The sequence below is a fragment of the Luteimonas sp. RIT-PG2_3 genome (genome assembly GCF_054902115.1).
Map to the genome: position 1 here is coordinate 355341 of NZ_JBUBPF010000003.1, position 22873 is coordinate 378213.

18 protein-coding genes are annotated in these 22873 nt (G+C 67.6%); 5 read left to right on the plus strand and 13 right to left on the minus strand.

Going from position 1 to position 22873, the window contains the following annotated elements; genetic code table 11:
- Positions 1-86 precede the first annotated feature (86 nt).
- From ACYX7E_RS06440 to ACYX7E_RS06450, 3 genes are all read right to left on the minus strand, one after another.
- Positions 87-584, minus strand: coding sequence for a transcriptional repressor (locus ACYX7E_RS06440; protein ID WP_462079741.1), 498 nt, complete (start codon positions 582-584; stop codon positions 87-89).
- Between the two features lie 73 nt (positions 585-657).
- Positions 658-2082: a glutamate--tRNA ligase gene (gene gltX / locus ACYX7E_RS06445; protein ID WP_462079742.1), complete on the minus strand. Its 1425-nt coding sequence runs from the start codon at positions 2080-2082 to the stop codon at positions 658-660.
- Positions 2083-2195: 113 nt separating this feature from the next.
- A complete protein-coding gene (locus ACYX7E_RS06450) occupies positions 2196-4259 on the minus strand; it encodes a TonB-dependent siderophore receptor (RefSeq protein ID WP_462079743.1) in 2064 nt (687 codons plus the stop codon).
- 417 nt (positions 4260-4676) lie between these two features.
- Between ACYX7E_RS06450 and ACYX7E_RS06455 the strand changes: the two genes are divergently transcribed.
- The 4 genes from ACYX7E_RS06455 (at position 4677) to lpxH (ending at position 8656) form a co-directional block, all read left to right on the plus strand.
- On the plus strand, positions 4677-5693 hold the full coding sequence (locus ACYX7E_RS06455; protein WP_462079744.1) for an ABC transporter substrate-binding protein: 1017 nt from the start codon (positions 4677-4679) through the stop codon (positions 5691-5693).
- 8 nt (positions 5694-5701) lie between these two features.
- Complete coding sequence (locus ACYX7E_RS06460; protein WP_462079745.1) at positions 5702-6766, plus strand: FecCD family ABC transporter permease; 1065 nt, start codon at positions 5702-5704, stop codon at positions 6764-6766.
- Position 6767: 1 nt separating this feature from the next.
- A complete protein-coding gene (locus tag ACYX7E_RS06465; RefSeq protein WP_462079746.1) occupies positions 6768-7820 on the plus strand; it encodes an ABC transporter ATP-binding protein in 1053 nt (350 codons plus the stop codon).
- Between the two features lie 101 nt (positions 7821-7921).
- Positions 7922-8656, plus strand: coding sequence for a UDP-2,3-diacylglucosamine diphosphatase (lpxH, locus tag ACYX7E_RS06470; RefSeq protein WP_462079747.1), 735 nt, complete (start codon positions 7922-7924; stop codon positions 8654-8656).
- A gap of 18 nt (positions 8657-8674) precedes the next feature.
- Here lpxH and ACYX7E_RS06475 read toward each other — a convergent pair whose 3' ends face one another.
- The 6 genes from ACYX7E_RS06475 to ACYX7E_RS06500 form a co-directional block, all read right to left on the minus strand.
- Positions 8675-9484, minus strand: coding sequence for a ferritin-like domain-containing protein (locus ACYX7E_RS06475; RefSeq protein ID WP_462079748.1), 810 nt, complete (start codon positions 9482-9484; stop codon positions 8675-8677).
- On the minus strand, positions 9484-10956 hold the full coding sequence (gene purF / locus ACYX7E_RS06480) for an amidophosphoribosyltransferase (protein ID WP_462079749.1): 1473 nt from the start codon (positions 10954-10956) through the stop codon (positions 9484-9486). Before purF ends, ACYX7E_RS06475 begins: the two co-directional genes overlap by 1 nt.
- 155 nt (positions 10957-11111) lie before the next feature.
- Positions 11112-12119, minus strand: a complete 1008-nt coding sequence (locus tag ACYX7E_RS06485; RefSeq protein WP_462079875.1) for an SPOR domain-containing protein — start codon at positions 12117-12119, stop codon at positions 11112-11114.
- Between the two features lie 50 nt (positions 12120-12169).
- Positions 12170-13456 carry a bifunctional tetrahydrofolate synthase/dihydrofolate synthase gene (folC, locus tag ACYX7E_RS06490; RefSeq protein ID WP_462079750.1) on the minus strand — a complete coding sequence of 429 codons (1287 nt, stop codon included), beginning with the start codon at positions 13454-13456 and terminating at the stop codon, positions 12170-12172.
- Positions 13457-13664: 208 nt separating this feature from the next.
- Entirely contained in the window at positions 13665-14309 is a 645-nt protein-coding gene (locus ACYX7E_RS06495) for a histidine phosphatase family protein (protein WP_462079751.1), read from the minus strand.
- A gap of 144 nt (positions 14310-14453) precedes the next feature.
- A complete protein-coding gene (locus ACYX7E_RS06500) occupies positions 14454-16622 on the minus strand; it encodes a S46 family peptidase (protein ID WP_462079752.1) in 2169 nt (722 codons plus the stop codon).
- Between the two features lie 475 nt (positions 16623-17097).
- Here ACYX7E_RS06500 and kbl point away from each other — a divergent pair, with 475 nt between their 5' ends.
- The gene (kbl, locus tag ACYX7E_RS06505; protein ID WP_462079753.1) at positions 17098-18291 is read left to right on the plus strand and encodes a glycine C-acetyltransferase; all 1194 of its coding nucleotides are present in this window, start codon (positions 17098-17100) and stop codon (positions 18289-18291) included.
- A 196-nt stretch (positions 18292-18487) separates the two neighbouring features.
- On the opposite strand, the gene ACYX7E_RS06510 is transcribed toward kbl, so the two are convergent.
- From ACYX7E_RS06510 to ACYX7E_RS06525, 4 genes are all read right to left on the minus strand, one after another.
- A complete protein-coding gene (locus ACYX7E_RS06510) occupies positions 18488-19267 on the minus strand; it encodes a pseudouridine synthase (RefSeq protein ID WP_462079754.1) in 780 nt (259 codons plus the stop codon).
- A 74-nt stretch (positions 19268-19341) separates the two neighbouring features.
- Positions 19342-19812: a hypothetical protein gene (locus ACYX7E_RS06515; protein WP_462079755.1), complete on the minus strand. Its 471-nt coding sequence runs from the start codon at positions 19810-19812 to the stop codon at positions 19342-19344.
- 154 nt (positions 19813-19966) lie between these two features.
- Positions 19967-21031, minus strand: coding sequence for an OmpA family protein (locus ACYX7E_RS06520; protein WP_462079756.1), 1065 nt, complete (start codon positions 21029-21031; stop codon positions 19967-19969).
- Positions 21032-21220: 189 nt separating this feature from the next.
- A complete protein-coding gene (locus ACYX7E_RS06525; protein ID WP_462079757.1) occupies positions 21221-22666 on the minus strand; it encodes a bifunctional 2-methylcitrate dehydratase/aconitate hydratase in 1446 nt (481 codons plus the stop codon).
- Positions 22667-22873 lie beyond the last annotated feature (207 nt).

Genomic DNA, 22873 nt, shown 5'->3' on the forward strand with positions numbered 1-22873 from the left:
CTGCACGCGCATCGACGCGTGTCAGGCACCAGTCTGCTAGTAACGTCTAGTGCTGGTGTGCTGTTCGCGCGACTGCGATTGCGATGTCAGCGCTGCGCCGGTGCGCAGCTGGCGCACAGGCCATGGACTTCAAGCGTCTGCGCCTGCGGCACGAATCCCAGCGCGCGGGCGCGCTCGTCGAGCGAGGCCACGACCACTTCGTCTTCCAGTTCCACCGCGCTGTGGCAGCTGTCGCAGATCAGGAACGGCACCGAGTGCTGCGCGCTGTTGGGATGGTGGCAGGCGACGAAGGCATTGACCGACTGCAGCTTGTGGATGAAGCCATTGGCCAGCAGGAAATCCAGCGCGCGATAGACCGTCGGCGGCGCCGCTGCCCCCGGGCCGTCGCCATCGCGGACCTGGTCGAGCAGGTCATAGGCCTTGAGCGGCTTGCCGGCATCGGCGATCAGGCGCAGCACGTGCGCCCGGATCGGGGTCAGGCGCAGGCCGCGTTCGCCGCAGGCCCGCTCGACCGCATGCACGAACGCCGCCGCGTCGTCGACGTGGTGATGGGGGTCGGTGCAGCTGTGGGAAGTCTCGTCCATGCAGGGATGATGGGAGCGATCGGGCGCCGACTCAAGTCTGGCGCGCGCCCGGCCGAAGATCCTCCCTTCGCGTTCAGGCTGGATCGACGGCAATCCGCGCCAGCGCGGCATCGATGCGCTGCAACGCCTGCTGTTGGCCCGCCAAGTACACGGTGTGCGAGATGTCCGGGCTGACCTGGGTACCGGTCATCGCCACGCGCAGCGGCTGCGCGACCTTGCCCATGCCGATGCCCAGCGCTTCGGCGCAGGCATGCAATGCGGCCGACACCGCATCGACATTCCAGTCCGGCAATGCGGCCAGGCGCTCGCGGGCATCGGTCAACGGCGCACGCGCGGCATCCTTGAGGTGCTTCGCCACGGCGGCAGCGTCGTACTCGGTCAGCGGCGAGAACCACACCGCCGCACGCTCGGCCATTTCCGCCAGCGTCTGCACGCGGTCGCGCAGCGCGACCACCAGGTCGGCCGCAGCAGGGCCCGAGGCGAGGTCGTATCCGGCGTTGCGCAGGTGCCAGTCCAGGTGCACGGCAACGTCCTCGGGCGCATCCGACTTCAGATATTGCTGGTTCAGCCAGCCGAGCTTGGCCGGATCCAAGCGCGAGGCCTTGGCGTTGACGTCCTTGAGGTCGAACAGCTGCTTCATCTCGTCGATCGAGAAGATCTCCTGGTCGCCATGCGACCAGCCCAGCCGCACCAGGTAGTTCAGCAACGCATGCGGCAGGTAGCCGGCATCGCGGTACTGCATGACGTCGGCCGCGCCGGTGCGCTTGGACAGCTTGGCGCCCTGCTCGTCGAGGATCATCGGCAGATGCGCGAACGACGGCACGTCGGCGCCGAGCGCGCGATAGATGTTGATCTGCCGTGGCGTGTTGTTGACGTGGTCGTCGCCACGCACGACATCGGTGATGCGCATGTCGACATCATCGATGACCACCGCGAAGTTGTAGGTCGCGTATCCATCGGGCCGGAAGATCACCAGGTCGTCGAGCTCGCTGTTGGCGATCTCGATGCGGCCCTTGACCTTGTCGTCCCAGGCCACGCTGCCGTCCTGCGGATTCTTCAGCCGGATCACGCGATTGGGATCGTCGCGCCGCGCCTCGTGCAGCGCCGCATCGCTGCGGTCGCGCCAGGCGCCGTTGTAGCGCGGCTTCTCGCCGGCCGCCATCGCGTCCTCGCGCATCGCGTCGAGTTCTTCCTTCGACTCGTAGGCGTAGTAGGCCTTGCCTTCGGCGACCAGGCGCTCGGCGGCCTCGCGATAGCGCGCCAGGCGATGGGTCTGGTAGATCGGGCCTTCGTCGTAGTCCAGCCCCAGCCAGGCCATCGCGTCCAGGATCGCGTCGATCGCGGCCTGCGTGCTGCGCTCCCGGTCCGTGTCCTCGATGCGCAGGATGAACTCGCCGCCACGGCGCCGCGACTCCAGCCAGCAGTACAGCGCGGTGCGCGCGCCGCCGATATGCAGGTAGCCGGTGGGACTGGGGGCAAAGCGGGTGCGACAGGCCATGCGGGGGCTCGCGGCGTGGGAAAGCCGGTGATTTTAACCCGGGAGCGCGGGTCGCACCGTGGCGACCCGCGCGGCGGCGCGCCAGGCGCCAGCTCCTCCGCCGGGCTTGCCGCTCACCAGCGCTTGGACAGCGTCAGGCGCGCAGTGCGCGGGGCCTGCGGATAGATCTGCGAGAACCCGCCGGTCATGAAGTAGCGCTCGCCGGTGACGTTGTCGAGGTTGAGCAGGATGTCGATGCCGTCGCCAAACACGTAGCGCGCATTGAGGTCCAGGCGCGTGTACGCGGGCAGGAAGAAGCTGTTGGACGTGGTCGCCGCCTGCTCACTGGCATGGAACACGCCACCGCCGACGCTCAAGCCGCGCAGGCGGCCATCGAACGACCACGTCGCCCACAGGCTGGCCTGGTGGCGCGGAACGCCGGCGAGGCGGTTGCCGACCAGCAGGGGGCTGGTGTCTTCGGTGATCGTCGCGTCCGAGAACGCATACGACGCCACCAGCGTCAGCGCATCGAACGGACGCGCGGACACCTCGGCCTCGACGCCGCGCACGCGCAGCTCGCCGGTCTGCAGCACGCGGTTCCAGTCCAGCGGGTCGGCTACCACCGCGTTCTGCTTGCGCAGGTCGAACAGGGCCAGCGTCGTCTCGACGCGGCCATCGAGCAGCAGCGACTTGATCCCGAGTTCGCGCTGGTCGCCGCGCGTGGGTGCCGGGGTCACCCCGCTTTCCAGCAGCCCGGCATCGGCCTCGTTGCGGAACGAGCGCGCCCAGCTGGCATACAACGACACGTCCGGCGTGGCCAGAAAGGTCAGTCCGGCGCGAGGGGAGAACGGCGAATCGCGCCGTGTGATCGCCGGATCGATGCCGCCGGTGTAGAACGACACCGTCTCGGTACGGTCGAAGCGGCCACCCAGCAGCAGCCGCCATCGCGCCCAGGTCATTTCGTCCTGCAGGTACAACGCGCTGCTGCGGTAGTCGTAGCGACTGTCGCCGGTCGGGACCTCGTCGCGGGGGCGCGCGCCGTGCTGCGGCTGATGCAGGTCGATAGGATTGCCGTAGGCGATCGTGCCGTCCAGATAGGCCAGGCGATCGCTGACGCGTTCGACGCCGGCCAGCACGGCATGCCGGACCGGCCCGGTTGCCAGCGCGCCATACAGTTCGGCCTGAGCCGTCACGTCTTTCTGTTGCTCGTGGTAGCGGATGAAATTGCGGCTGATCGAGGTGCCCGACAGCGTCGGGAAGCCATAGTTGAAGAAGCGTTCGCGGGGCACGTCGACATACGACCAGAACGTACCCAGTCGCAGCCGCCAGGCGTCGTTCAACTGCCGGTTGAACTCGATGACGGTCGTCCATTGCTGCTTCTCGACACGCATGAACGGCTCGCCGTAGTTGCGGCTGATCGGCTGATCGAGGAACAACGGACTGTTGCCGAAGCCACGATCGAACGCGGCATCGCGCTCGATGTATTCGATGCGCAGCAGCAGGCTGGTATCCGCATCCGGACGCCATTCGAGCACGGGCGATACGAACAGCTGGCGGTTGTCGACGAACTCGCGGAAGCTGCCGGCATCCTCATAGCTGGCATTGAAGCGGCCCAGCCACGTGCCGCCGCTGTCCAGGGGACCGCCGACGTCGATGCCTGCGCGCGTGTACTGGTCCGATCCCGATGTCAGCGATGCCTGCGCGGCGAACGCCTCCTGCGGGCGCTTGGATACGAAATTGATGACGCCGCCGGGCTCGAAGCGGCCATACAACGCCGACGCCGGCCCCTTCAGCACTTCGATGCTGTCGATGCCCTGCAGGTCGATTTCCGGTTGCGAGACGCTCTGGCGGAAGCCGTCGCGCAACGTGCTGATGGCCTGGAAGCCGCGGATGCGGAAACGCTGGTTGCCCGAGAACCCGATCGTGCGCTGCACGCCGCTGACCGTTTCGACGGCCTGTCCGATGTTGGACACGTTGCGCAGGTCCAGCAGTTCGCGCGGCACGATGTTGACGCTGAACGGGGTTTCCAGCACGGCGGCACCGGACTTTGTCGCGGTCTCCCCCGGAATCCGCCCGATGCGACGGCCATAGACGGTCACCACATCCAGTTCGGTCGCGGTACTGGCATCGATCGAGGCACGAGCGTCTGCATGCGCGTCTGCTTCGGGCGCGGCCACGCCCTCGCGTGCCTCCGCCATGCGCCATGGCGCCATCCCCAGTCCCAGAACGACCGCCACCGCCAGAAGATTTCGCACTGCCTACCCCAATGAAATGAATTGATATAACATAACATTTCTTGAAGTAGTGACAAGGATGGGTGGGCAATGTGTGCAGGTGGATGCGGGCGCCGGGGCCATCGGCCCCGGCTTTGGCCGACGCTGGTCCTGCTGGCGCTCTGCGCAGGGCTGCTCGTCGCGGGCTGCGCGAAGGACACCGGAAAGCACCCCGGCAGCGACGCGACAGCCGGGGGAGATGCCGACACGGCTCGGTCCGGCCTCGACGCGCGGGGACCGGATCTGCAAGCGCCCACGGACGCCGGACGATTCACGCCGATCCCGCTGCGGCATGCGCGCTACCTCACGCTCGAACAGCACGACGGATTCATCGTCGCCAGGATGCGCGCGCCCGTTGCCGACCAGGGCGGCGCCCGCGAAGAACGCTCGGACACGCTCGTGCTGCTGGCACAGGACGCCCCGCTCCCGTCCTTGACCGGAACCTTGCGCGACGCCACGTTGATCCGCACGCCCGTGCGCAGCATCGCGACGAACTCGGGCGTGGACGAGGCCTTTCTGGCCACGCTCGGCGTCGCCGATCGCCTGGTCGCCGTCGGTGGCCTGGCATCGTACGACGATGCCGTCCGGCGCCGCGCGAAAGCCGGCGAGATCGGCGTGCTCGGCTACAACTGGCACTCGCCACCCAATCTCGACGTGCTGATCGTGCGGCAGCCCGACGTCTTCCTGATGCGCCTCAGCGATCTCGCGCAGACCCCGGTCCTGCAGCGCGCGCGTGCACTGGGCCTGACCGTGGTGCCGACCTTCGCCGAAGAAGAAGCCAGCTATCTCGCCCGCGCGGAATGGATCCGGCTGTACGGCCTGCTGACCGGAACCGACGCCGTCGCCGAGCGCATCTTCGGCGAGGTCGAAGCCAGCGTCGCGGCATTGAAGCAACAGGTCTCGGGACGCCCGGCCACCGCCGTGCTGTGGGCCTATCCCAGCGGCGCCGACCGCTGGGTCGCCACTGTACGCGGCGCGGAAGCGGCTTACATCACCGATGCCGGTGGCCGGAACCTGATGGCGCGCGACGAAGATCCCCGCCGTTATGTATCCGACGTGGTCGCGACCGAAACGCTGCTGCCGCTGGCCGAACGCGCGGATGTCTGGCTGATCGGCGACATCCACGCCGTGGCCCCGCGCAGCCATGACGTCGAATCGGGATTCAGGGCCTGGCGCGAAGGCCGGCTGTACGGCAACACGGGGCGCATCGTCGCCTCGGAGAACGCCTACGACTGGTACCAGACCGCGATCGTGCGACCGGACTGGGTGCTGTCCGACATGGTCAAGATCCTGCATCCCGACCTGGTACCCGGCCCGTTCCGTTTCCTCAAGCCATTGCCCCAAGGCCAATACCAGTGACCGTCCCCATGCGCGGCCCCGCCCTCGCCTCCGCAGGGACGCACCGCAACGGCTGGATGGTCGGTTCCGGACTGGCGCTCGCGCTCGCCGCGGTCGCGGTGGCGAGCCTGGCCCTGGGCCAGCAGGTGCTCTCTGTCAGCCAGGTCCTGCAGGGCCTGTTCGGCTTCGATGCGGCATCGCCCGAATACCGCATCGTCCATGGCCTGCGACTGCCGCGCGTATTTGCGGCGATCCTCGGTGGCGGCGCGCTCGCCGTCGCCGGGCTGTTGATGCAGACACTGTTCCGCAATCCGTTGGCCGACGCCTGGTCGTTGGGCCTGATGGCCGGCGGACAGTTCGGTGCAGCCGTGGTCGTGGTGGCCGGCGCGGTCGTCGGTCCAGCTGCGCTGGGTCTGATCACCGGACTGTCGGGGCTGGGCATCGTCGCCGGCTCGGCGATCGGCATGCTCGCCGTCGCGCTGGCGATGGCGGCGATGGCCAGGCGCGTGAGTTCGGTGACGCTGCTGGTGCTGGGCCTGATGCTGGGATTCCTGGCGCAGGGCCTGATCGGCGTATTGCTGCATTTCACCAACCGCACGCAATCGCGGATCTTCGCCTCCTGGAACGATGCGACCTTCGCCTCGATCGCCTGGCCGGACTTCCTGAGCTGGCTGCCGCTGGCAGTGGTGGGCCTGATGCTCGCGGTCTACGTGGCCAAACCCCTGACCGCGCTGCTGCTGGGCAACCTGTACGCCGAAAGCCTCGGCGTCAACGTGCCACGGCTGCGTCGCATCGTGCTGGGCGCGACGATCCTGCTGGCCGCACCGGTCACCGCCTTCTGCGGTCCGGTCGCCTTCATCGGCCTGATCACGCCGCACCTGGCGCGCGGATTGATGGGGTCCGCGAGGATCGGCGCACTGGTGCTGGCAACCTTCGTGCTGGGGGCCCTGCTGGCACTGCTCGCGGACATGGTGGTGCACCTGCCGTGGCGCCAGCACTTCCTGCATCTGAACGCGATCCTCGCGATTCTTGGCGCGCCGGTGGTGATCGCGATGCTGTTGACCTCGCGCAGCCTGCGCGCGACCGGAGGCTGACATGCTGCAGATCCAGGACCTCCAGATCGGCTACGCCGGCAACGCGCTGGCGCGGTTGCCGCAGACGCACGTCGGGGCCGGTGAATTCATCTGCCTGCTCGGCCGCAATGGCCAGGGCAAGTCCACGCTGCTGCGCACGCTGGGTGGATTCCTGGCGCCATTGGCCGGCGAGGCACGCCTGGGCGGCAGGCCGGTTCAGGCATTGCGCGGCGCCGAGCGTGCGCGCCGCATCGCGGTGGTGCTGACCGACCGTCCCCAACTGGGTGCGCTGGGTGTGACCGAACTGGTGGAGATGGGACGCCATCCCTATACCGGTTGGGCCGGCAGGCTGGACGATGACGACCGCAGGATCGCAAGCCAGGCGCTGGCGCTGGTCGAAGGCCTGCACCTCGCGCATCGTCTGGTCGACAGCCTCAGCGATGGCGAGCGCCAGCGCGCGATGATCGCGCGTGCGCTCGCGCAGCAACCCGAACTGATGCTGCTCGATGAAATCACCGCGTTCCTGGACCTGCCGAGCCGCGTCACCATCATCGACACGCTGCGCCGGATCGCCCGCGAGCAGGGTATGGCCATCGTGCTGTCGAGCCATGACCTGGAGCTGTCGTTGCAGACCGCGGACCGACTGTGGCTGTTGCCGGGAGGTGGCCGTTTCATCGACGGCGTACCCGAAGACGTCGCGCTTTCGGGCGAGATCGGTCGTGCCTTCGATGCCGCGAACCTGACGTTCTCGCCCGCGACCGGACGCTTCGAGATGCCCGCCGGCCAGGGTCGGCACATCCTGCTCGACGCGCAGTGCCCAAAGGCGCCGTGGCTGGCACGCGCATTGCGCCGCGTCGGCCATGTCGTTTGCGAGCGCGGCGAGGTTGACGACCGGCAAGGCGTCGATCATGTCGTGACGCATGTGCACGGCGACTGGCATGTCGACGGCGTTGCCGCAGGCGCAGGCATCGGCGATGCGCTCGCCTGGCTGCGACGCGAACGCGAACCGGAACACCAACCCGAGCCAGGGCTGGCGCCGGCACAGGCACCCGAATCCGATCCCGAGCGGACCTGAGCGGCGCCGCCGGCCGCAGTGGTCGCAGCGCGATGGCCGTGCCGCAATGCGCCGCCGGACGAACGGCGCGCATGCGACGGGCGCAGCCTTACAATGCGGCCATGACCACGCTCTTCATTTCCGACCTGCACCTGGATCCGCAACGACCGGCCATCACCGGCCTGTTCTGCGACTTCCTGGCGGGCGAAGCACGCGATGCGAAGGCGCTGTACATCCTGGGCGACCTGTTCGAAGCCTGGGTCGGCGACGATGACGATTCCGAGCTTGCGGCAACGGTCGCATCCGCCCTGCATGCGTTGACATCGGCCGGGGTACCGGCGTTGTTCCAGCGCGGCAACCGCGACTTCCTGCTCGGTCAGGACTATGCCGGCCGCGCCGGCCTGCGGATCCTGCCCGACCCCGCGGTGATCATGCTGGGCAATGCGCCCACGCTGCTGATGCACGGCGACCTGCTGTGCACCGACGACACCGCGTACCAGCAGTTCCGCGCGCAGACGCGCGACCCCTCTTGGCAGGCCACCTTCCTTGCCCAGCCGCTGGCCGCGCGCCAGGCGTTCGCGCAGCAGGCGCGGGCCGCCAGCCAGACCCGCCAGGGCGAACTGCAGGCGGCCGGGACGATGGAAACCATCACCGATGTCGCGGCGCAGACCGTCGACGAGATGTTCGGCCGTTATGGCGTGCAGACGTTGATCCACGGCCACACGCATCGTCCGGCGATCCATACCCTGCGCGTCGGCGAACACGACTGCCAACGCATCGTGCTGGGCGACTGGTACACGCAGGGCTCGGTGCTGCGCGTCGACGCCGATGGCGGCATGCAGCTGTCGGCGCTGTAAGCCCGTTCTCTGCAGACCTCAGCGGGACTCGGCGACCTGCATCAGCGCGGCCAGTTCCTCGTCGCTGAATCCGGCGGCGCTGCGCGCCTCGATATTGAACGGGCCATGCAGCACGGCGCGCGCATACCCTGACAACAGTTCACGGAACCTCGGTTCCGGCGCGACGCCCTGGCGCTCGCAATGCCAGCGGAACCAGTGCGATCCTGCGGCCACGTGCGGGACTTCCTCACGCAGGATGATCTCCAGCACATCGGCGGTGGCGTCATCGCCCAATGCCCGCAACTTGACGATCATTCCCGGGGTGACGTCGAGGCCGCGCGCTTCCAGCACACGCGGCACCAGGGCCATCCGCGCCAGGCCATCGTGCGCGGTCTTCTCTGCCATTTCCCAGAGTCCGTTGTGGGCATCGAAATCGCCATAGTCGCGACCGTGCGCGAGCAGGCGCTCGCGGATCATCCGGAAATGCCGCGCCTCGTCGCTGGCGATCGACACCCAGTCCGCGTAATAGGCCGCCGGCATGTCGCGGAACCGGTAGACCGCGTCCCAGGCCAGGTCGATGGCATTGAACTCGATATGCGCGATCGCATGGATGAACGCCGCGCGTCCTTCATTGCTGCCCAGTCCGCGACGCGGCAGCTCGCGAGGATGCACCAGCTTCGGTCGTTCCGGTCGGCCCGGCATGCGGATCGCATCGGGTGGCGCCGCCTGCGGCGGCACGGTCAATTCGCCGCGTGCGAAAGCGTCGGCGCTGGCGAAGGTCAGCGCCAACTTGTCCTGCGGCTGCGCTGCCTGCAGGCAGCGCGCGGCCGCCTCGAACAGCGAACCCATCACGAGGCCATGCGGCGCTTGCGCTTGGCCTCGTCGGAACGCAGTTGCTGGATACGTTCGAAGTAACCGGCCTCGATGCCGGTGACGTACTCGCCGCTGAAGCAGGAGCTGTCGAACTTTCGGCCGACGAACTTCGGCCCGGCAACCGCCGCCTCGAGGTCCGACAGGTCCTGGTAGATCAACCAGTCGCAGCCGAGCAATTGCTCGATCTCCTGCTCGCTGCGCCCATGCGCGACCAGCTCATCCACCGACGGCATGTCGATCCCGTAGATGTTGGGATGGCGCACCGGCGGTGCAGCGGACGCGAGGTAGACCTTCTTGGCACCGGCATCGCGTGCCATCTGCACGATCTGACGCGAGGTCGTGCCGCGCACGATCGAATCGTCGACCAGCAGCACCACGCGGTTGCGGAACTCCAGCGGGATCGGATTGAGCTTGCGCTTGACCGACTTCGCGCGCTCGCCCTGCCCCGGCATGATGAAGGTGCGGCCGACGTAGCGGTTCTTGATGAAGCCTTCGCGATACTTCACGCCCAGCGTGCTGGCGATTTCCAGCGCGGAGTCGCGCGAGGTATCGGGGATCGGGATCACGACGTCGATATCATGATCCGGGCGCTCGCGCAGGATCTTCTCGCCCAGGGTCACGCCCATGCGCATGCGCGCCTTGTGCACCGAGATGTTCTCGATCATCGAGTCGGGCCGCGCGAAGTACACGTATTCGAAGATGCACGGCGCATGTTGCTGTGGCGCCGCGCACTGGCGATGATGCAGTTCGCCACGCGCAGTGACCACGATGCCCTCACCCGGCTGCACGTCGCGCAGGCGCTCGAAACCAAGGATATCCAGCGCCACCGACTCCGATGCGACTGCGTACTCGGTGCCGGCGTCGGTTTCACGCTTGCCCAGCACCAGCGGACGGATGCCGTGCGGATCGCGGAACGCGACCAGGCCGAGCCCGAGCACCATCGCAACCACCGCATAACCGCCCTGGGCGCGGCGGGCGACGCCTTCGACCGCGCGGAACGCCGCTTCCGGCGTCAATGCCTTCTCGCGGTCGAGCTCGTGCGCGAACACGTTCAGCAACACTTCCGAGTCCGACTCGGTGTTGACGTTGCGGCGGTCGGTCTCGAAGACCTGCTGGCGCAACTGGTCGGTGTTGATCAGGTTGCCGTTGTGCGCCAGCGCGATGCCGTAGGGCGAGTTGACGTAGAACGGCTGCGCCTCGTCGCTGCCCTCGCTGCCGGCGGTCGGGTAGCGGCAATGGCCGATGCCGACGCGCCCCTGCAGCAGCGCCATCGCCTTGGCGTCGAAGACATCGCGGACCAGTCCATTGCCCTTGTGCACGCGCAGCTGGGCGCCGCTGGCGGTGGCGATGCCGGCAGCGTCCTGGCCGCGGTGCTGCAGCACGGTGAGTCCGTCATACAGCGCTGCTGCGACTTCAGAGGTTCCAACAATGCCGACGATGCCGCACATGGGCTTGATTCCAGATGGTGTTGCGAAGTTGTCGCGGGTGGATGACGTCAGGTGGAGCCTGATGTAGAGCCTGATGTTGTGGAGCGTGCTGTTGTGGGGCGTGCTGCGGGACAGTGCAAGCGGTGGCCGGACCGGTCCGTCAGACAGGCCCTGGATCAGGGATGCGAGCGGACCATGCCGTCGATCGCGACGGCCGACTTCACGCGCGACTTCAGCCTTTCGGCATCGGCGCGCGTCAGCACGGGGCCAGCCTTGACGCGGGTCAGGCGACCCTTGTCGGTGCTGACGGTATCGGTGAACGCAGTGATGCCGGCGGCGCGCAGGCGATCGCGCAGCGCATTGGCATCGCCGGTACTGGAGAACGCACCCAGCTGCACGACGAAGCCGGTATCGGGCGCCGCCGGCGTGGCCGCCTCGGCAGGCTTGGGCGCGGCCGGCGTCGCGGCGACCGGCTTGGGTGCTTCAGGCTTGGCCGGCGCGGGCTTGGCAGGCTCGGGCTTGGCAGGCTGCGGCTTTGGCGTGGCAGCGACCGTTGCCGGGCTGGCGGCATCGGCGTCCAGCGCCAGCACCCGCGGCGTCACGTCATTGCGGATCTGCGCAGCGCGCAGGCGCACGGTTTCGGCCTGGGCGCGGTTCGCATACGGTCCGATGCGAACGCGGAAGGCGGGCTTGTCGTTGAGCGTGAACGGCTCGCTGAACGCGGGCAGCTCGGCGGTACGCAGCTGGCGGACGATCGCGTCGGCCTGGTCGCGGGTCGCGAAGGCGGCGAAATGCACCGCGTAATTGCCGCTGGCGACGGTGGCCGGCAGCATCGGCTGCGGACGGGTCGCGGCTTCCGGGGCCGGCAATGCGTCGCTGGCCGCGGGCGCGTTGCGCTCGGCGGCGGTGTCCACGGTCGGCAGGGCGTCGCCGTCGTCGGCCGCCGCAGGCGCCGGCAGCGGCGCCGGCTGTGCGGGGGCATTGGCCGCCGGGGCATCGCCATTGACGACCAGCGGCAGGTCCACGGTGCGGTAGTCCCCTGACGGGGCATCGGGCACGCGCAGCGACAGGTCGGACACGCCGCTGTCGGGCGCAGGGCCCTTGACCAGCATCGGTAGGAAGATCACGGCCAGGGCGACCAGCACGGCCGCACCAACCAGGCGCTGTTTCAGTCCGGAATCCATCAGCATCGGGGGCAACGGAGGGCGGTCGAATTATACGCCCGTCCCAGCCCTCACTTCTTAACGCCGCCCGCGCCGCCTCCGTCCACCAGGGCCGCCAGGGTTTCGGCCGCGACCTGGAACGAACCGAAGACCAGGATCCGGTCGCCCGGTACGGCCAGCGCGCGCACCGCGGCCAGCGCGGTGGCGACATCGGTCGAGCGCACGGCGGCGCCGGCCCGGGTCTGCTGCAAGCGGCCTGCCAGCGCATCGGCATCCTGTCCGCGTGCGCCGGCCCCCAGCGAACCGGCCAGCCACCAGCGGTCGACATCGTCCTGCAGGGCCAGCACCACGCCAGCCACGTCCTTGTCGGCCAGGGCGGCATACACCGCATGCACCGTGCCTGGCGCTGGCACTGCGCGCAGCCATTGCGCCAGCGCGGCGGCCGCCTGCGGGTTGTGCCCGACATCGACGACGATCTCGACCCCCTCGCGCTCGAAGCGCTGCAAGCGGCCGGCGACCCGGGCACTGGCGACGCCCTCGGCGTAGGCCGCACGCGGGATCTGCCGGCGCAGCGCACGCAGTGCCGCGATCGCGGTCGCGGCATTGCGCAACTGCACCGGCGCGTCCATCGCCGGCTTGGGCAACTGCAGTGCGAAGCCGGGCTCGCGCCACGACCAGTGGTCGTCGTCGTCGGCGAACAGGAAATCACTGCCGGCGCGGATCGCCGACGCACCCAGCGCATACGCCCGACCGAGCACGCTCGACGGCGGATCGTGCTCGCCCAGCACCAGCGGTTTCCAGGCGCGCGCGATGCCGACCTTCTCCAAGCCGATGGTCTCGCGATCGTTGCCCAGCCAGTCCTGGTGATCCAGGTCGACGGCGGTGATCACCGCGACATCCGGATCGACGAGATTGGTGGCGTCCAGGCGCCCGCCCAGCCCGACCTCGAGCACGACCAGGTCCAGCCCGCTGCGCGCGAACAGCCACAGCGCCGCCAGCGTGCCGAATTCGAAATAGGTCAGCGTGGTAACGCCGCGCGCCGCTTCCACGGCCTCGAAGGCCGCAACCAGGTCGGCATCGGACGCATCCAGCCCGTCGATGCGCACGCGCTCGTTGTAGCGCTGCAGGTGCGGCGAGGTATAGCAGCCGACGCGCCAGCCGGCGGCGCGCGCGATCGCTTCGATGAAGGCCACCGTCGAGCCCTTGCCATTGGTCCCGGCGACGGTGATGACGTGCCTGCCCGGCCGGCCGATGTCCATGCGCGCATGGACGTCGCGGACACGCTCGAGCCCCATGTCGATGGCCTTGGGATGCTGGCGCTCGATCCGGTCGAGCCAATGCGAAAGCGTCTGCGTCATCGGCCTATTGTAGGACGCGCCCAGAATCTGTTCACGATCTGTCGCGAGCGCCGGCAGATGGCGTGTGGCGGAGCGCAGAAAGCGCAGTGTACGTAGAGGTACATGAGCATTTCGAGCACCGCACGCACGCCAGATGGCAAGCGCAGCAAGATCGTCAACAGGTTCTCAGGCCCGCCGACAGCGTGCTGCAGGCACGCGCACCGCCGGACTACAGCGCGCGATGCACCGCTTCGCCGAAGAACGCGGTGTGGTGCGCGCAGTCGTTGAGGCGGACGACTTCGAGGTGTTCGACGTCCGGACCTTCCAGCAGGTTCAACGTGGTCGGCGCCTGGCGGAACGTCCACAGCCGCGAGAACGGAATGCCGAGGATGTGGCACAGGATCACCCGGTTCACTGCATCGTGCGCGACCACCAGCAGGGTGCCGTCGGCCGGCACGTCGTTGCAGGCACGGACGAAGGCCTGCCACGAACGCTCGAACACCTGCGCCAGCGATTCACCGCCCGGCATCTGCACGGTATCGGGCGAGACGCGCCATTCGCGCAGCAGTGCCGGATCGCGCTCGCCGATTTCGCTCGCCAGCAGGCCTTCCCAGGTACCGTGCGCGATTTCCATCAGGCCGGCGTCGGTGGCGAGCATCGAGGCACGCGTTTCGCCCAACGCCAGTTGCGCGGTGCGAAACGCGCGCGACAGCGGCGAGGCCACCGCACGGTCGATGCCGACGTCGCGCAGGCGTTCGCCCAGCAGCCATGCCTGTTTCTCGCCGACGGGGGACAGCGGGATGTCTTCCTGGCCCTGATAGCGGCCTTCGGCGTTCCACGGCGTCTCGCCATGGCGTGCAAGCAGGATTCTCATGCGGGGCAATTCCTATGGGGGTGCGGTCCGGCGCTGACGTCCGCCGGAAACCCGTTCAGTTTAAGGGATGCAGGCCCGCCCCGTGGGCGGGCCCGCATCGTCCGGCCTGGCAATCGATCTGGCGAGCGACCCGGCGATGCCGGCTCAGCGTCTCGGCGTGAGGCCCAGCTCCTGCAGCAGCTGTGGCGCCGGATAGACCTCCTGCATGATCCAGCGCATGTAGCGCTGGTCGACCGAAATCGTCCGCGTCATGTCGGCATCGAAGACCCAGTTGGAGCTGACCGACTCCCAGTTCATGTCGAACAGCAGACCGACCAGGCGTCCGCGCGCGTCCAGCACCGGCGAGCCGGAATTGCCGCCGGTGACATCGAGATCGGACAGGAAATTCACCGGCACGGTCTTCAGCGCACGGTCCGCCAGGCCGCCATGACGTTTCGCGGCGACCGCATCGAGCAGCGCCTGTGGCGCCTCGAACGGATCCTCGCCGGTGACCTTGGGCGGGATCTGGTCGATGGTGGTGAACGGCGTGTGCTGCACGCCGTCGAGCGTGGTGTACGGACGCACGTTGCCGAAGGTGATCCGCAGCGACGAGTTGGCATCGGGATAGACGAAGCGTCCCTGGCTCTTGCGGTAGTCGGCGACCGCCTGCAGGTAGCGCGGTCGCAGCACCAGCACTTCACCGGTCGAGGTCTTCTGCGCCTGCTCCCAGGCCAGCAGCGTGGGCATGATCGCGACCGCGTAGCGGATCGCCGGATCGCGGCTCTTCTCGAACGCAGCGCGGTCGGCGGCGAACCACTTCAGGCGCGCATCGGCCTCGACCAGTTCGCTGCGCCCCAGCCGGTCCAGCGCGCGATCGATCGCCTTGGCATCGCCGCCGTCGAGCCAGGTATCGATGGCCGCCACTTTCTGTGCGGCAGGCAGCTTGGTGTATTCGTTGAGCCAGTAGCGCTGCAGTTCGCGATCCATCGCCGGCACGTAGCGACGCTCCATCTGCCGCAAGCCGCCTTCGAAGGTCTGCAGGTCGCGCTGCTGGAACCCCTGCTCGCGTTCGGCATCGGGCTTCTGGCGTTCGATCGCCAAGCGGTACAGGCGGATCGCCGTCGACACCAGACCGGTGCCGTCGAACTGGCCGACGACCAGGTCGCGATCACGCGTGGCGCTGGCCGCCTGGTTCAGCGCCACCAGCCGCTGGTGCGCATCGATCGCCGGCTTGCCGGCCTCGCCCTGTGCCTGCAGCCACGCCAGCACGGCCGCTTCCTCGGCCTGCTTGCTGGCGGCGGCGCCAATGCGCTGGAAACCGCTGAGCTGCCCGTCGTAGTTCTTCAAGGTGTTTTCCCAGCCGCGCATGGTGCTGGCGTACTTGACCTCGATATCGGGATTTTCCTTGCCGCGCGCTTCGACCATCGCGGTCAGCGCCTTGTAATGCCGCGATACCGTCGGATAGGTCCATTGCTCGGTCTCGTCGAACTCGCCGGCCAGCGCGTAGCGATTGGTCCGCCCCGGGTAGCCCGCGACCATGACGAAATCCCCGGCGGCCAACGGCTTGTCGGCGAACTTCAGCCAGTGCCTGGGCGTGTACGGCACGTTGTCGGCGGCGTAAGCGGCCGGCTTGCCGTCCTTGCCGACATAGGCGCGATAGAACGAGAAATCGCCGGTATGCCGCGGCCACATCCAGTTGTCGACATCGCCGCCAAAGCTGCCGACGCTGCCTGGGGGCGCATAGACCAGGCGCACGTCCTGGATCTCGATGTTGCGGAACAGGCGGTAGCTGTTGCCGCCAAGGAAGCTGTACAGGCGGCAGCGATAGCCGGGCTCGGACTCGCAGGCGGCGACCAGCGATTTCTCGATCGCATCCAGCGCGCGGGTGCGCGCCAGCGGATCGGCCGCGGCCTGGATGGCGGCGTTGACCTGCCGGGTCACGTCATCAATCGCATCGAGCACGAAGATCCGCGACGCCGGGCCGGCGCTGATTTCATCTGCCCGGGTCGGCGCATTGAAACCATCACGCATCAAGTTGTTCTCCGGTGTGGAGTTCAACTGGATCGCGCCGTACGCGCAGTGATGGTTGGTCGCCACCAGCCCCTGCGGCGAGACGAAGCTGGCGGTGCACCCCCCCAGCGACACGACGGCACCGAGCGGATCGCCGGTCAGGTCGGCCAACTGCTTCGGATCCAGTTGCAGCCCCGCCTTCTTCAGCGGCCCTGCAATGTCCGGAAGCTGTTGCGGCACCCACATGCCCTCCCCTGCCATCGTCGTCATGCTGCCGGTGGAAAGCACCCCGAGCAGCGCCGTGGCAAGGAATCGTCTACGCATGTGATCACCATCTGGATAAGGCCTTGACCGGCAAGTCTATCGGCTGTGGCCCGGACAAAGCCAAACCGGGCCCGACCGAAGGCGCGCGCATGCCGCATGCTGCAATGCGCCACGACGCCGGCCCGGGCCGGCGCATGCCCCCGCCAAAAGGCGGCGGCTGCGGACCGCTCCGCGCCTGTCTCGCGCCGCGTCGGCACGCGCTCCCGTCGCGCCGGGCCTCGTTGGTGCAGGCCTGCGTCCTGCCACGGCTCCCGCTGCCGTACGATGGCCACCCGCATCAGCCACGCCGCCGCTTCAGCATGCGGTGCGTTGGCAGACCGAGACCGGCCCGGATTGAAGCAGGCCATGATCCAGACAAGCAATGATTGAAACAGGCCCTGATCCAAACAAGCCCTGACTCAAACAAGCCCTGCTTCAAACAGATCTTTCTTCCGGGCTCTTCTTCAAGCGGGCCCTTTTTCGAACGAGACGCACCATGTCCCTGACCCAGCGCTACCACCAGACCCTCGGCGAGATCCGCGACGCCGGCCTGTTCAAAAGCGAGCGCGTGATCACCAGCCCCCAGGCCGCGCAGATCACCCTCGCCGACGGCCGCCAGGTGCTGAACTTCTGCGCCAACAACTACCTCGGGCTCGCCGACCATCCCGACATCATCGCGGCGGCCAAGCAGGCCCTCGACACGCATGGCTTCGGCATGGCCTCGGTGCGCTTCATCTGCGGCACCCAGGACCTGCATAAGCAGCTGGAGCGGACGATTTCCGGGTTCTTCGGCAAGCAGGACACGATCCTCTATGCCGCCTGCTTCGATGCCAATGGCGGCCTGTTCGAGCCCTTGCTGGACGAGCATGACGCGATCATTTCCGACGCGCTCAACCACGCCTCGATCATCGACGGCGTGCGCCTGTGCAAGGCGCAGCGCTACCGCTACGCCAACTGCGACATGGCCGACCTCGAACGGCAACTGCAGGCGGCCGACGCCGCCGGCGCGCGCACCAAGCTGATCACCACCGACGGCGTGTTCTCGATGGACGGTTTCATCGCGCCGCTGGACGACATCACCGCACTGGCCAGGAAGTACAACGCGCTGGTACACATCGACGAATGCCATGCCACCGGCTTCCTGGGCGCCAGTGGCCGCGGATCGGCCGAGGTCAAGGGCGTGCTGGACCGGATCGACATCATCACCGGCACGCTCGGCAAGGCCATGGGCGGCGCACTCGGGGGATTCACCACGGCCTCGGCCGAGGTCATCGAACTGCTGCGCCAGCGCTCGCGCCCCTACCTCTTCTCGAACTCGCTGCCGCCGCACGTCGTCGCGGCCGGCATCAAGGCCTTCGAGATGCTCGATGCCGCCGGCGACCTGCGCGAGCAACTGGCCAGCAACACCGCGTATTTCCGCGAACGCATGACCGCCATCGGTTTCGACATCCGTCCCGGCACGCACCCGATCAGCCCGGTCATGCTCTACGACGCCCCGCTGGCGCAGCGCTTCGCCGAGCGCCTGCTCGAGGAAGGCATCTACGCGATCGGCTTCTTCTTCCCGGTGGTGCCGAAACAGCAGGCGCGCATCCGCACCCAGATCAGCGCCGCGCATACGCGCGCGCAGCTCGACCAGGCCATCGATGCGTTCACCCGCATCGGTCGCGAACTGGGTGTGCTGAAGGACTGAACGCTGAGGGGCTGAACGCTGAAGGTCTTGGACTTGAACGAGCTGGCCTGAAGAGACCGGGTTGTTGAAGGGCTCAGCGCTTGGAGGGCTGAGCTCTTCAACGACTGAGCGCTTCAACGACTGCGCCCTGCAGCGACCGGCATGATCCATCGCGCTGCCGGGCATGCAGGGGCGGCCACGTGGGCCTCGCCCGCAGTCAATCCGGCAGCGGCGCGGACGGCACGGCCAATGACGCGATCTCCGCTGCCGCCAGCAGCCGCCATTGCCCCTTGCCCAGCTCGCCCAGCGCCAGCGGGCCGATCGCCACGCGCACCAGCCGCAGGACCTCGACCCCGCAGGCCGCCAGCAGACGGCGGATCTGGCGGTTGCGCCCTTCATCGAGCACGATCTCCAGCCAGCCCGTGCGCTCGCCGTGCCGCAGCAGTCGGGCCGACGCGGCCTTGAGCCATTCGCCTCCGTCTTCGACACCGGCCTGCAGGGCGGCCAGCAATCCCTCGTCGGGCAATACATCGACCTGCACGTGATAGGTCTTCAGCAGGCCCTCGACCGGGTCGGTGATCTTCGCCGCCCACGCCGAGTCGCTGGTGAACAGCAACAGGCCCTCGCTGGCCTTGTCGAGCCGACCGACCGGCGCGATCCAGCCCAGGGCCGGATCCTCGAAACAGCGATAGACGGTATCGCGGCCACGTTCGTCCTGCACGGTGGTCACCAGGCCACGCGGCTTGTTGAGGACGAGATAACGATGGGCGACCGGCGCTGCGGCCCGATCCGCCAGCACGATGCCGCTGGCATCCAGCGCGACCGGGAACTCCGGATCGAACACCTGGCGCCCGTCGATGCGCACCTGCCCCGCGCGAACTAGGCGCTCGGCTTCGCTGCGCGAGCACAGCCCGCGCTTGGACAGCACGCGCGCGATCCCGTATCGCGGCCCGCGCAGCCCCTCTGCACGCGTGCCGCGCGTCCTAGCCGGCGACACGCAGCACCGCGCCCATCAAAGCGAACGGCCCGCAGAAGCGGGCCGTCGGCAGCAACGCGGAAGACCGCATGCCGTCACTGTTGGGGTTGCGTCTGCGCCGCCGGCTGTTCCGGCTGTGCGGCAGCGGCATTGGGGTCGACGCGACGACCTGCGCTGTAGCCATTGGCCTGCAACCAGGCATCGAAATCATCGGCGGTCATGCGCTTGCCGCCCTGTGTCATGTTGAAACGGTATGGCGTGTTGTCATGCTCGGTGCGCTTGACGTAGGTCGCGGCACTCGCGCTGACCGGCGCTGCGGCCGCGGGCACGGTGGCCACGTTCTGGCAGCCTTCGATACGCAGGCGCTGCAGCACGTTGTCGACCGATTGCGCTTCGTCGAATCCCTGCGCAAGCACGCCGCGCTGCGAACCCAGTTGCGGATTGACCGCCACGAAGCCCGAGGCGACCGGCGCCAGCAAGGTCGGGCGCACCGGCAATGGCGCAGGAATCACCGAGCCTTGGCACTGGGTTGCGGCGTGTGCGGGGAGCACAGCAAACAACAACATTGCGAGAGCGACCGTGCGCATCGATCCGTTTCCATTCAAGGTGATGCCGCGGAGTGTAGCAGCGACACACGAGGTTGAACATTGAATACGGCAGAGCCCAGAAACACGAAGCCCGGCACGAGGCCGGGCTTCGGGATGCAGCTGTGCAACCGAATTACTGAACGTTGAGCTCGGTACGACGGTTCTGCGCACGACCAGCCGGATTGTCGGAACCATCCGCGTTGGTGTTCGGGGCGATCGGACGGCTCTCGCCGTAACCGGTCGGGCCCACCAGACGGCTGGAAGCGACGCCGTTGCTGGTCAGGTAGTCATACACGGTCTTCGCACGACGCTCGGACAGACCCTGGTTGTACGCATCGGTACCCTTCGAGTCGGTGTGGCCAGCCACTTCGACGCGCAGGTCCGGGTAACGCTTCAGGATCTCGACGGCTTCGTTCAGGATCGACACCGCGTCAGGACGCAGGGTGGCCTTGTCGAAGTCGAAGTTGACACCGTTCAGATCGATGGTGATCTTTTCCGGCGGCGGCGGCGGCGGCGGAGCAACCGGCGGCGGCGGCGGCGGCGGCGCGACGGCCTTGACCGGAGCCGGTCCCAGCGGGATCACGACACCGACCGAAGCCAGCGTGTCGCCGAAGAAGCTCTCTTCCTGCTGGTGACGATAGCCGGGGCCATCAACACCGCTCTCGGCGGCCCAGCTCTGGTCGTCGAAGTCAGCGCGCATGGCGATTTCCGCACGAACCGCGACGCGGTTGGTGAAGGTGCCCTGCAGACCGACGCCGACCTTGGCAGCCAGGTTGCCGTCTTCACGCTGCGCCGGCGAATTCGGGCTGACGATTGCGTACTCTTCTTCCGACCGCTGGTAGCCCAGACCGAACAGCAGGTAGGGGTTCCAGGCACGGCCTTCGGCAATGAAGTGGCGGCGCAGGTCCAGCGAAACGCCGTACTGGCTCCAGTTCAGATCCGGGTTGGCACCCGCAACGCCGCTGTCGAAGCCGGGGTTCTGATAGTTCAGCTCGCCATCCACAGACCAGTTCGGGCTGATGAACTTGCCCAGACCAATCGAACCAAACGGGGTGTCTTCGGTACGACGGTCACCATCCTGGAAATTGTAACCAACGGCGCCGGTGATGTACCAACGGTCGTCGAACTCCTGTGCACTGGCGGTGTGCGCCAGGCCCAGACCGGCAAGAAGCGCGGCGCCGAGGAGTTTCTTGTTCATCTTTTAAGCTCCTTAGATCAAGGGAAAAGCGTTTTGTTGCGGAAAATGAGGTCAGGGGCGAACCCCGGTACCCACCCAATCAGATTAGAGTCAGCACCGTGAAGACAGCGTTAACACTACCATAACAGTTGACGCGGGCAAAGATAAATCATTGCCCGCGCCCTGTGTGCAAGCGGTACCGGGGCCCGGTCAGACTTCATACAGGGCCAGAAAGGCCTGCACAGGCATGGTGTCCAGCTCTTCAGGCGCTTCGATCAAGCCCATCAGGCGCTCGACACGGGCCGCCGGCAGCCGCGATCTGAACGCGGCCTCGGCTTTCGCCAACAGCACCGGAATCCCCTCCTCCCGGCGCCGGCGATGCCCGATCGGGACATCGATCGATACGTCCCCGGACGACGTGCCGTCCTGGAAGAACACCTCGACCGAGTTGCCGATGTAGCGCTTGTCGGGATCGAAGTAGTCGCGCGTGAATCCAGGATCCTCGGACACCTCCATGCGATCGCGCAGCGCGTCGATGCGCGGGTCGGCGGCCACCGCGTCTGAGTAATCGCTGGCCTCCAGCCGGCCGAAGATCAGTGGCACCGCGACCATGTACTGCAAGCAGTGATCGCGGTCGGCCGGATTGGACAGCGGTCCGGTCTTGTCGATGATGCGCAGCCCCGCCGCCTGGGTCCGGATGACGATCCGCGAGATGTCGCTGATGCGGTCACGCACCAGCGGATGCAGGCGCATCGCGCACTCCACCGCGGTCTGCGCATGGAACTCGGCGGGAAAGCTGAGTTTGAACAGGATGTTCTCCATGACGTAGCTGCCGAAGGGGCGCTCGAACGCGAACGCGCGGCCGGAGAACGCGACGTCGTAGAAGCCCCAGGTCTTCGCGCTGAGCGCAGACGGATAGCCGATCACATGCTTTCTCGCGGCATTGAGCGCGTGGATCACCGCGCGCCGACAGGCGTCGCCGGCCGCCCAGCTTTTGCGGGGACCGGTATTGGGCGCGTGCCGGTAGGTCCGCAGGGCGCCGTTGTCGATCCAGGCATGCGACACCGCCGTCATGATCTCGTCCTTGCCGCCGCCGAGCATCGCGGTCGCCACCGCGGTGGACGCCAGCCGCACCAGGATCACGTGATCGAGCCCAACCTGGTTGAAGCTGTTCTGTAGCGCGTAGACGCCCTGGATCTCGTGCGCCTTGATCGCCCAGCCGAAGACATCGCGCATCAGGATACGGCGTCCTTCCTTGCGCGCCAGCCAGTCGGCGAGCGCCAGGATGGTGCCCAGGTTGTCGGACGGATGCCCCCATTCGGCAGCCAGCCAGGTGTCGTTGAAATCGAGCCAGCGCACCAGGGTGCCGATGTTGAACGCGGCCTGCGCAGGATCGAGCGCGTGCGCGGTGCCGGGGACGCGCGCACCGCCTGCGATCTCGCCACCGGGCACCAGGGGGCCGAGGTGCTTGACGCATTCAGGGAACTGCAGCGCCAGCATCGCGCAGGCCAGCGAATCGAACAGCATGTAGCGCGCGGTGTCGTAGGCAACCTTGGACTCGATGCGCGCGTCGATGACATAGTCGGCGATCGCCACCATCGGCGCGTCGGGCGCGGGCCGCAATGCGGAGCGGTCGTCGGAATCGGAAGCGGACATGGCGTTCCCGCCGGAAGCGAGAGGGACCCCCATCCTGCCAGAACGCATGGCACGCCGACGTCAGTGCGGCTTTCGCGAGGCCTTGGCGGGCGACCTGGTCCGGACCTTCCGGGCGATGTCCGGCTTTCCGATGTCCGGCTTTCCGATGCTCGGCTCTTTAATGCCCGGCTTCCCGGACGTTGGATCCTGACGCTGGATCGCAGCAGG

Bases quoted from the DNA above. Each gene is read 5' to 3' on its own strand.
- ACYX7E_RS06500 (WP_462079752.1), bottom strand. From the start codon at position 16,622: ATGCGTAGACGATTCCTTGCCACGGCGCTGCTCGGGGTGCTTTCCACC.
- ACYX7E_RS06475 (WP_462079748.1), bottom strand. From the start codon at position 9,484: ATGGGTTCGCTGTTCGAGGCGGCCGCGCGCTGCCTGCAGGCAGCGCAG.
- ACYX7E_RS06465 (WP_462079746.1), top strand. From the start codon at position 6,768: ATGCTGCAGATCCAGGACCTCCAGATCGGCTACGCCGGCAACGCGCTG.
- ACYX7E_RS06520 (WP_462079756.1), bottom strand. From the start codon at position 21,031: ATGAACAAGAAACTCCTCGGCGCCGCGCTTCTTGCCGGTCTGGGCCTG.
- ACYX7E_RS06450 (WP_462079743.1), bottom strand. From the start codon at position 4,259: ATGGCGGAGGCACGCGAGGGCGTGGCCGCGCCCGAAGCAGACGCGCAT.
- ACYX7E_RS06440 (WP_462079741.1), bottom strand. From the start codon at position 584: ATGGACGAGACTTCCCACAGCTGCACCGACCCCCATCACCACGTCGAC.
- kbl (WP_462079753.1), top strand. From the start codon at position 17,098: ATGTCCCTGACCCAGCGCTACCACCAGACCCTCGGCGAGATCCGCGAC.
- folC (WP_462079750.1), bottom strand. From the start codon at position 13,456: ATGACGCAGACGCTTTCGCATTGGCTCGACCGGATCGAGCGCCAGCAT.
- ACYX7E_RS06525 (WP_462079757.1), bottom strand. From the start codon at position 22,666: ATGTCCGCTTCCGATTCCGACGACCGCTCCGCATTGCGGCCCGCGCCC.
- ACYX7E_RS06515 (WP_462079755.1), bottom strand. From the start codon at position 19,812: ATGTTGTTGTTTGCTGTGCTCCCCGCACACGCCGCAACCCAGTGCCAA.
- ACYX7E_RS06485 (WP_462079875.1), bottom strand. From the start codon at position 12,119: ATGGATTCCGGACTGAAACAGCGCCTGGTTGGTGCGGCCGTGCTGGTC.
- lpxH (WP_462079747.1), top strand. From the start codon at position 7,922: ATGACCACGCTCTTCATTTCCGACCTGCACCTGGATCCGCAACGACCG.
- ACYX7E_RS06460 (WP_462079745.1), top strand. From the start codon at position 5,702: ATGCGCGGCCCCGCCCTCGCCTCCGCAGGGACGCACCGCAACGGCTGG.
- ACYX7E_RS06455 (WP_462079744.1), top strand. From the start codon at position 4,677: ATGCGCGCGCCCGTTGCCGACCAGGGCGGCGCCCGCGAAGAACGCTCG.
- ACYX7E_RS06495 (WP_462079751.1), bottom strand. From the start codon at position 14,309: ATGAGAATCCTGCTTGCACGCCATGGCGAGACGCCGTGGAACGCCGAA.
- gltX (WP_462079742.1), bottom strand. From the start codon at position 2,082: ATGGCCTGTCGCACCCGCTTTGCCCCCAGTCCCACCGGCTACCTGCAT.
- purF (WP_462079749.1), bottom strand. From the start codon at position 10,956: ATGTGCGGCATCGTCGGCATTGTTGGAACCTCTGAAGTCGCAGCAGCG.